At 36.1% G+C, this 9,720-nt stretch carries 5 protein-coding genes and 6 pseudogenes; 8 read left to right on the forward strand and 3 right to left on the reverse strand.

Translation table 11 applies throughout. The annotated features are described in order from the left end of the window. Positions 1-83: 83 nt before the first annotated feature. Entirely contained in the window at positions 84-1,403 is a 1,320-nt protein-coding gene (locus ACP69Y_RS15430; RefSeq protein WP_425919349.1) for a DcaP family trimeric outer membrane transporter, read from the forward strand. A 217-nt stretch (positions 1,404-1,620) separates the two neighbouring features. Next, positions 1,621-2,205, forward strand: coding sequence for a TetR/AcrR family transcriptional regulator (locus tag ACP69Y_RS15435; protein ID WP_425919350.1), 585 nt, complete (start codon positions 1,621-1,623; stop codon positions 2,203-2,205). Between the two features lie 73 nt (positions 2,206-2,278). Here ACP69Y_RS15435 and ACP69Y_RS15440 read toward each other — a convergent pair. Together ACP69Y_RS15440 and ACP69Y_RS15445 are read right to left on the reverse strand one after the other, a co-directional pair. Continuing rightward, positions 2,279-3,476: pseudogene (locus tag ACP69Y_RS15440) on the reverse strand (IS256 family transposase). 135 nt (positions 3,477-3,611) lie between these two features. Beyond that, positions 3,612-4,287 (reverse strand): annotated as a pseudogene (locus tag ACP69Y_RS15445) (cupin domain-containing protein). A gap of 199 nt (positions 4,288-4,486) precedes the next feature. Here ACP69Y_RS15445 and ACP69Y_RS15450 point away from each other — a divergent pair. From ACP69Y_RS15450 to ACP69Y_RS15475, 6 genes and pseudogenes are all read left to right on the forward strand, one after another. Further along, positions 4,487-4,707, forward strand: a pseudogene (locus ACP69Y_RS15450) (Fic family protein); the annotation flags it as partial. A 328-nt stretch (positions 4,708-5,035) separates the two neighbouring features. Further along, a pseudogene (locus tag ACP69Y_RS15455) lies at positions 5,036-5,157 on the forward strand (Arm DNA-binding domain-containing protein); the annotation flags it as partial. Between the two features lie 282 nt (positions 5,158-5,439). Continuing rightward, positions 5,440-6,294 (forward strand): annotated as a pseudogene (locus ACP69Y_RS15460) (IS982 family transposase). 514 nt (positions 6,295-6,808) lie between these two features. Then, positions 6,809-7,519, forward strand: a complete 711-nt coding sequence (locus ACP69Y_RS15465; RefSeq protein WP_425919351.1) for a hypothetical protein — start codon at positions 6,809-6,811, stop codon at positions 7,517-7,519. Between the two features lie 272 nt (positions 7,520-7,791). Next, the gene (locus ACP69Y_RS15470) at positions 7,792-7,905 is read left to right on the forward strand and encodes a hypothetical protein (RefSeq protein WP_425919352.1); all 114 of its coding nucleotides are present in this window, start codon (positions 7,792-7,794) and stop codon (positions 7,903-7,905) included. 124 nt (positions 7,906-8,029) lie between these two features. After that, on the forward strand, positions 8,030-8,296 hold the full coding sequence (locus ACP69Y_RS15475; RefSeq protein ID WP_425919353.1) for a hypothetical protein: 267 nt from the start codon (positions 8,030-8,032) through the stop codon (positions 8,294-8,296). A 34-nt stretch (positions 8,297-8,330) separates the two neighbouring features. Here ACP69Y_RS15475 and ACP69Y_RS15480 read toward each other — a convergent pair. Further along, positions 8,331-9,042, reverse strand: a pseudogene (locus ACP69Y_RS15480) (IS5 family transposase). Positions 9,043-9,720: the final 678 nt, after the last annotated feature.

The raw sequence follows: 9,720 nt of genomic DNA on the forward strand, positions 1-9,720 counted from the left end.
TTATCAAGGGAGTGCTGTATCGTCAAAAATAGATTTTCAATAAGGAAAATTTGATAAATCTAGAATAAAAATGGAATTTAAGAATGAAAAAATATTTAGGTAACATGGCTCAACCTACGCTTGGTCTAGCCATTTTAATGATTACGACTTCAAGCTATGCAGCAATGACACTGGAAGAACAGGTGGCCAATTTGCAAAAGCAAGTTCAAGAACTGCAGACTTTAATGCAGCAGCAAAAACAGGCCAGTGAAAAAATTTCTGCCGAGCTGCCAATATTGAAAGAAAAATCAGCTCTAAAAACTGATCTCAAGCAGCTGGTGACAAAAGGCGGTGCTGAATTTGAGCTATATGGAAATGTGCGTGCAGATGCAAGCTATCAATTCAAAGGGCCAAGCACCATGTATAACTATATTAGTGCTGTGCCCTTACAAGGCACAGTAAATGAAGGCAATAATTCTGATAAATTTCAAAGTACTTTGAATGCAACGCGATTCGGCTTCAATTTTAAAACCCCTAAAATAGGTGAGCACAGCGTTGGCGGTAAAGTGGAAATGGACTTTTTTGGAGGAGCTGGACGGGATTCCTTCCGTATCCGTCATGCCTATTTAACTTATGATCAGTGGCTCATTGGTCAAACCTGGTCAAACTTCAACGCAATTGAATATTTCCCTGAAACTGTAGATGCCTCACTTTCTGTGGGTGGTTCTTTAACCCGTGTTCCACAAGTGAAATTCAGCTATCCCATAGATAAAAATATGAATCTTGCCTTTAGCTTAGAGGATTCTAAAGCTGAAACAGTAACAACTTCAGGTACCCAAGGGTTTACCACGGATGCTAAGGCGAAACTGAAACTTCCTTCTGCGGTAGGCCGGCTGAACTATAAGTTTGATAATGGTTCTGCACTTTCAGGACGTCTGTTTTTAACGCAAAAAGCCACAAATCATGAAGGGAGTGATGATTTCTTGGCATGGGGCGCGGCATTGGGCGGCAAATATCAAGTGGCAGAAAATACGCTACTTCGATTTGATTATAATCACATTAAAGGCGATACCAAGAATGTACTTTGGTCTAATTATGCCTATGTTTTTGATGTCAATGGTGAGATGAAACCCAATGAATTTGATGTGGTGACTTTGGGTTTAACACAGAAAATTACCCCTAAAATCCGTTCTACTTTAGGCTTTGGTTATATGCGAGCAAATACAGATAATCATTTTTCCGATTTGGTGCGTAATGATTTAACTCAAAATAAAGAGTTAAAAGAAGGTTGGATTAATATGTTCTATAACCCGGTTAAACCTATTAATTTGGGTATTGAATATATGTATGGTGAACGAAAAACTTTTGATGATCAAAAAGGCATAGATAATCGTGTGAATTTCACAGCAATTTATGATTTTTAAAATAATTTTAAGTAGAAGTTAGTTTAGTGTGGATTCTATCTTTTTATGAAATTAAGCCTCTTTAGATGATCTAGTTGCAAAGTAAGGGGGAAGCTCTTTTAGTAGTATTCGGAACGCGGATAGGTCTTCTAATGAGCTGCCCTTTTTATCTAAATCAGATAGGATCTATTAGACTAAAATAACCCTAATTTTGAAAAAATTATCAGGGATAAATTATATGAATTCAGTAAAAAATCAGAAAATTATATTAAACAAACAAAAAATTTTGGAGGCAGCAGAAAGGCTTATAATTGATAATTATCAGGATATTGTTATTGACGATTTAGCAAAAGAAGTAGATATGGCAAAAGGCACAATATATAAATATTTTAAGAGTAAAAATCGAATATATCTGGAGCTTTTAATTCAAAACGAAAAACGGTTGTTGGATATTTCAGTAAATTACAGTAGAGATATAAAGGTTTTTTTGTCGAATTTTATGTTGTATCATCTGAATAATTCAAATAGAACAATTAAGTTTCACACAATAGAGGAGCAAGTTACTAATCAGGAACGAAAGCTTAAATCTTTATTTGATGAGTTATATGCTATACGTGAAAAAAGAATTGTTAAAATGAAAGATATTACAGTTGAGCATTTAAAATTGGTGGGAAGTGTATTTTCTGTTCGTGATTATTTTTCTTATATTTGGAGTATTACCTATGGTATTGCTCTGCTTCTAAGTTCAAACTGTTGTAAGCAATCAGTACCAGATAAAGAGAAATTGATAAATTTTTACATTGATCAAGTGATTAATATTTAATATTTAATATTGAAATTTATATATTTTATTTGTGAAAGCGAGAGCGTTCAAAATTCTGTGTCAGCCGAATTGACTAGAGTTGAATTATCTCATCGAGTCTGCCTTTAAAGTAAACCGATAACTGTGTGATGGTTTGCCCCCCAGTTCGTTACTGGCATTGTCCATTTTTCAGAAGCCTGTTGAATGCCACTATACAGTAATTTCAGCAGGCTATTTTCATTCGGGAAAGCCCCCCTTGGTTTTAGTCAGTTTCCTGAATTGACGATGTACTGCTTCAACCGCATTGGTGATATAAATCGGCTTCCTAACCACTTTCGGATATTTGAAATAGGCACTGAGTAAATGCCATTTATCACGCCATGATCGAATGACTTTCTCGTATTTATTACTCCATTTAGCTTCCAGTTCATCCAGAGCTATTTCAGCTGCCTGCTTGGTGTCTTGACCCGGTAAACAGGTTTCAGATCAGCCATAAAGGCTTTTTGATCTTTACTGGCCACATAACGTAAGCTATTGCGGATTTGATGGATGATACAAAGCTGAACCTCTGTCTGGGGAAAGATTGCAGCAATTGCTTCAGGGAAGCCTTTAAGTCCATCCACGCAGGCGATCAGAATGTCTTGTATGCCACGGTTCTGTAAATCTGTGAGTACGCTGAGCCAGTAATTAGCCCCTTCACTTTCTGACAGGTACAGGCCTAGTAACTCCTTATGGCCCTCGGTATTCCCAGTACGGTATAAACGGCTTTGTTGATATAAAGGCTTGATCTTATAATGGATGGCATCGAGCCACACAAAGGGATAGACGGCATCGAGAGGACGTTGCTGCCAAGCACGCACTTCAGGGATCAGTTTGTCTGTAATATTGGTAATGGCACTCTCGGAAATATCCAATCCATACATAGCTGCAATATGTTTTTGAATATCACGGTAGCTCATACCGAGCGCAAATAGTGAGATGACTTTACTGTCGATCTCTTCAGGCAATTTGGTTTGATTCTTTTTGACGAGTTGGGGGTCAAAATCACCGGCACGATCACGAGGTGTTTCCAGTTCAAATGAACCGGAAGATGATTTTACTGTCTTGCGAGAGTAGCCATTCCTGCGATTGCTTGGTTTAGGATTTTCTTCTAGATAATTTTCAATTTCAGCATTTAAAGCCGCTTCGGTCAGCTGTTTGATCAGTGGTGTCAGGATACCATTTTCACCAGTGAGGGGTTGTCCTGACTGTAATTGTTTTAAAGCTGCTTCGAAATCAAAGTTGTTTGCCATGATGTGTTATTTCCTGTGTGATTCAGTTTATTGAAATGACACAGATTTTTGAACACTACCAATCAAGCATCAAATGGTGGACTGCTCCCAGTATTCTAGACACGAGACTGCCTCATTTTGAAGACACATTATTGTTCATTTCACCCATACATCTATGGCATGTTGTAGATGACCAGTTTTGACATAAAGAGTTGCGCCTGATGGACCTGCCTGAAATTTAGCAGCACTATTGATGGGAAGACGGACCCACGAACCTGCTGGATATATTTCAGTGCCGCAAAATAATTGACCTTTGATAATTAGAAATTCAATCCCTTGTTCTGATTTCTCTAGGAAAATTTGATCAGCTTTTAGCTTTTCTAAATAGGTCTGCTCATGTTCCGATTGAAATAACGGGCATATCATCCGATGTTCGGTAAGCTTCCAATTCGCTGGATTATTGGTATTAATTCGGGTGGACTCTATCTCATGTTCAGTCATTTGCATCAGTTTCACAAAGATTAAACAACCTGCTTTACTGGAAACCCGATGAGTTGAATGATGGGGGTTACGTAAATACCAGCCTGCCGGATAATCATCTTCAGCATTCTCGGTAAAAATGCCTGACAATATGAGGACTTCTTCACCCAAAGGATGTTGATGTTCAGGAAAGGCAGATTCTGGTGCGTATTTTACAAGACTAGTTGCACGTGCTTTCTCATCGCCTACGATCAAGCATCATTCTATCGACTTCACCTCCTGGAGATTTCACCCAATGGTAATCCTCTGGCTTGATGATGACGGGTTGTGAAAAGTCGGCATGAATAAACATAATGCTGCCCTGTAATGAAGAAATCTACGTATTTTAACGAGAATGCATAGGCTTATTTTAAAAGAAATAGAGATTAGTTAGCTCACTGTTTCAGAAAAGATAAGCATGTTGATAGCAGATATTACTCACTAAGCTATGAAATATTAATATTTTAGAGTTTAATCAACTGTGCTTTGTTTTTACATCAATTAGGAATGGCATGAAATATCAACCGCCTTATACGTCACCTCTAAAATTATTCACTTGATTGCACAAATTAGTGAATCAATAGGGCGTTTGACTGCATTAATCCAAATCCAAGATAGCCTTAAATTGCGAAAAGCCAATCGTATTCGAACGATTCAAGGGTCTTTAGCAATTGAGGGGAATACCTTGAGTACAGAGCAAATCACAGCGATCCTGAATGGCAAGACCATTATTATTTCAAATCCTGAATTTGGATTTGAACAAGATTTTAAAGTGATTCAATGCACTAAATCTAAGTTGGTTCAAAATTGGGTCAATGAATTTTTTTATTCAATAAAATAGCTTTAAAATGAATATGTTGGTAGTTGAGTTCAATTGACGCCACCCCAAAATTCTTTTCGAAGAAATCCATCGGAATCTAAAAAAGCCTTTAAGCTTAATGTTTAAGGGCTTTTTATTGTCTGATTCTTTCCAAGACCATTTGACCCTATTTTTGCTTTGCTTGGGTCAAACTTGAGACAATTTGACCCACTAAATAAGTTTAATCAAGTGGGACAAAGATATGTCACTTACTGATGTGATGTGTAAAAAAGTACAGCTGCAAGAGCAACAGTACCGCCTTTCTGATATCAATGGTCTAGCTTTACGAATCGATCCGAATGGGAAAAATATTGGTCTATTAAGTCACTATTTTTAAGTTTTCTAATCTTAATAAAAAATTTGTATTTGATATTACAACATTTCTTTTTCCCAGTTTTCTTTAAGATTACATCTATCCTAATTGAGCAAGAGTATTCCTTAACTGCCCATAATTATTATAAAAGAACAGATTTGATATTTTAGATAAAAGTTTATTAATTAACCGCGAATCGCGGATAAGAAATTGAGGTGAAAAAAATGGCTGAAAACCATTAGGAAGTTACCACACCCCTTACATTTCCATCCATCATGTTGCTTACGCTATATATGGCTCATACATCCTTGTTTTGCATTATTGATGACTTTTTTCAGAAATTTGAATCAACCTGTCAAAACTTTTTAAAGTAAAGTAAAAAATGCTTGAGAATACGTTCTTCTCTGTTAAGCATTGCAGAACTTGTATTCATTGCCATTTGGTATAGATACTCACAATTCAATAACTTTAAAGCTTTATTTTACTCATTAAAATACAATAAAAGTCATTTATTTAGATGCTTACCGTGTTACCAGCGGATGGTTTATCTCATCAGAGTACATTAATTGGCACTGTATGCTTTACATTTTGCCTTGTAAAAGATCGTCAAAGTAGTCATTTATGAATCAAATCAACCACGCTGCCTGTATGTAAAAATCAGCACATTCAAAGGTATAAATCCATAGCAGCGATTGCAACACGCGGTAAAAGCTCGATGGGATGATTCTTTGGTCATAAGCTGCATTTAATCATGAATCGTTCAGGAGATATTGTCGGAACAGCTTATCAAATGGACATACAGCAGATATTAAAATGCTTGAACAGTGAGTAAAAGGATTGAAAGCCGAACTCTATGCTGATCGCGGTTATATCAGCCAAGAATTAAAATCAAATTGAAGAATCAAGACATTGATTTAATTACTTACCACCGTAAAAACATACAAACTGTTAGTTTATCCAAAGCAGATGAATACCTCTTAAAACAACGCAATAAAATAGAGACTTTATTTAGCTTATTAAAAGGGAAATATAATTTGGTCAGCAGTAAAGTTAGAAGCATTGAAGGATACTTAGCTGGAATTTATGCATCTTTATGTGCTTACCAATTATGCCATCAAAACAAGCCAACCATTCAAGTAATGGAATGATCGGCTTAAACAGGATTCGAGTTATCATAGTTAGTTGAATATTATATAATTTTTTGGTCATACAGCTTTTTTGGTATGTAATTTATTATGTCCTAATAATTTTGTTTGTTATGAAATCTGTGCATTGTGGTACATCCTATTGAAGTAAGAATTAAATATGATTAAAAAGTAATTAATTCAGAAGAATAGCTATGCTTCATTACGTTTTTAGCTCTCTGGTAAATAGGCTATGTAACTTTTAGATGTTAAGAATGCAATCTTCTATTTGGAGAATATGCAAGAACACTATGACCGCGTCATAACATAATCGTTATTGTCACTGATTTCACGTAGATCTGGTCACCACTATAATAGCCTGGAATAAGAATATTCTTTACAAAATGTACAAGAGAATTAAGCAATCGAATTTGGGATAGGTTCGCCAATATGGTCAATATAATCTATCAATAGCTGTAGTTGATCTTGAAACAATTGTTATAAGCGTTCATTTTCTTGGTGCATACGGAACCTTAGATTGAGGAGCGAGCAGCCTTTAAGGGTATGTGCTTTAGAACACACCTTACAAGCAGCTGTCGTGTCGATTGTCGGGATTGATCCGCATGCATACCAGGTATTTTTACTTATGATACAAGGAGAACATGCCATGAATTTTCCCAAAGTATTGCTTATTGCCGGATGGGTTGCGCTGTCTGCATCCGCCGCTTTAGCAGCTGACCAACCCTTGGCGGCTAAAGCTAGCTCAGAAGGAGCTTCCTCTGCAGCAGATAAGAGTGCCATCGCCAGTGCAATGAGTGCTGCACCAAAAAAAGTAGCAGCAGCGGCCACTATCGTAGCTATAGATGCGGATGGCAAAATGCGCACCTTGCGTAAAGGCAATAATGGATTTACCTGTATGCCTGATAATCCGACTACTCCGGGTCCAGACCCGATGTGCATGGATAAGGCAGCTCTGGATTGGGCAGAAGCCTGGAAACCACCTGCAGTGGGTAAAGTCGGCTTTATGTATATGCTGGCAGGGGGTACGGATGCCAGTAATGTTGATCCCTATGCCAAGAAACCTACCGCGGGTAACCATTGGATCAAGACTGGCCCTCATGTCATGATCGTCGGTGCAGAACCCCGTTTCTATGAGATGTACCCCAAGCATGCTCAACCGGACACTGCTGTTCCGTACGTAATGTGGTCTGGAACGCCCTATCAGCACTTGATGATCCCAGTGAAATAATAGTGGAAATAGCCAGATGAATGATTCAATTATGGTTAAACCTTTAACTTTAGGAGTTAAATTTAAATAATTTTCCCGCTAATAAAAAAATTAGCCATACAAGTTAGGATTAATTTCTTATTATAATTATAGAAGTATAGATAAAATTCATACTTTAGAAGCTCATCGAAAGATGGGCTTTTACAGTTGTGTTGTAAAATTAAACGGTGTAACTGAGTAATTATTATATTATTGATTTTCAAACAATATAAGGATAAACAATGAAATTACTAATGATAGTTGGATTAATAGTAGTGGTGGGTTTAACTGCATGTCAGAAACAGGATACTGATACTTCCCAGCAAGATAAAACCACTTCACCTCACTCAATGGATAAAGACAAGTAAACTTAACCCTATAATTAAATCGGTTTTAACAGGAGCGGTCTAGGTTAACATTTATTTAATAAATCGCTTTTAATAAGTGGGGGCATATTAAACCTCTATTATTTGCTTCTAAGTAGATAATAAGATGGATAAAAATGCTAATTTTCACTTGTTAGAACAAGTCTACAATTTTCTTGTTATACGACCAGGATTTAAAGTAAAAAAATCAGGAAAAATTATTAGATTTTCTACTAAAATGCATCAAGTTCATGAAGCTGGAATAAGATTTGATTCGCCTTCTAAAATTATTATGATGTTTAGAAGTCGTAAAATAGTAAATATTGATTTATCACCTTCATTAAGAAATAAAACTGATTTCTTGGAATGGGTATATAAACAATTAAATTCATAAATTAAGATCATGAAAAACTAGGCTCTGTCGAGAATTAACGAAAACTAATTACGCTGGCACCCAGATAAATTATGGCAGTAAAACTTAAATCTGTTTTGGCGCTATACATGGCAATACGTTTGAATTCTTTCAATTTGTAAAAATAATTTTCGATCAAATGCTTCTATTTATACATTCAGCGATCAAATATACGCTGAACGGTACAATTGGCTTTTGCTGGAATCATTATCTTTGCACCTCAATCATCCAGTTCTTTTAACAGCCAATCCACATTAAATGCCTTATCTGCAAATAATGTGTGAAAATCTGTATTTTCAATTAATGGCTCAACTTCAGCTAAATCATGGTATCGCCCCAACATTAAACGGAATTTAACCAAGTTTCCCAGACTGATAGTTAAAGCCAAAATTTTAGTGACCATTCTACCTTTTGATTTGCCTATAGCCTGATGATAAGTCCCCTTTAGCACCTTAACTATGACGATGCACCTGAATAATAGTCCCATAAATCATGGCGTATTCCATATCAGTCATCTTCCTTGACTGCTGCAAAAATGTTTTCAAACACGCCAGCTTTTACCCAGTCCCGATACTATTTAAAGACAGTATTCCATTTTCCAAATTCGGGTGGCAAATCTCGCCATGGATTACCTGTTCGTGCGATCCAGAGTGTTGCTTCAAGAATAACCTGTTATTTGGGCTGCTACGCTCGCGGTCTGTAACTTTCCCAAGACAATAAGGTTCCATTTTTGCCTATTGGGCATTTGTAAATATGTATCTACCCATTATGCGGTTATAAACTTGGCCTCTTTATATAGCTAATTCTCAACAGACCCTGGTTTTCATAGCTGAAAAAAGGAAATTTTAGAAAAGTATATATGAGGTGTTTGGAAATGAATGAGTGACTTTATATAAAACCGGTACGTAGATAATAAAAATGACTGCATTGATTTTTTTAATTTTTTAGTTGTCTACAATGAACTAAATAACCTGATAAAAATATAAACCAGTCCATTCCTGATTACAGTTTTCTAGGTAAATTCATTCTTAGAAAGAATTTGCGTCAAATTTAGAAAAGTTGAAATACAGATTAGCGAGGGAAATTAAGGTGGTAAACATAATAATATAGATGCTAGACCCATAATAAAAATCAGTTCAAAAAAATCTATTTAAGTAGATTCTTTATAAATACGATTAAAAAACGAGTAAAAATACAATTTTTTTAGCAGATTGGCCCAAAAAACAAACACTCATTGCAAATACGTGAAATAAGGGGTTGCGTCCCTTAATAAACTGTATAGAATACGCAGCATCCCGACGCGATACAGCAAACGAACTTAGCTGATTTGGTTAAGTTGTTGAGTTTATTGCGTTGAAACTTGTCTCTGACGAAGAGCAAGATAGATCATTAAGAGATTATGAAGA

The organism is Acinetobacter sp. TSRC1-2 (genome assembly GCF_049895885.1).
In the GTDB taxonomy this organism is placed as follows: domain Bacteria; phylum Pseudomonadota; class Gammaproteobacteria; order Pseudomonadales; family Moraxellaceae; genus Acinetobacter.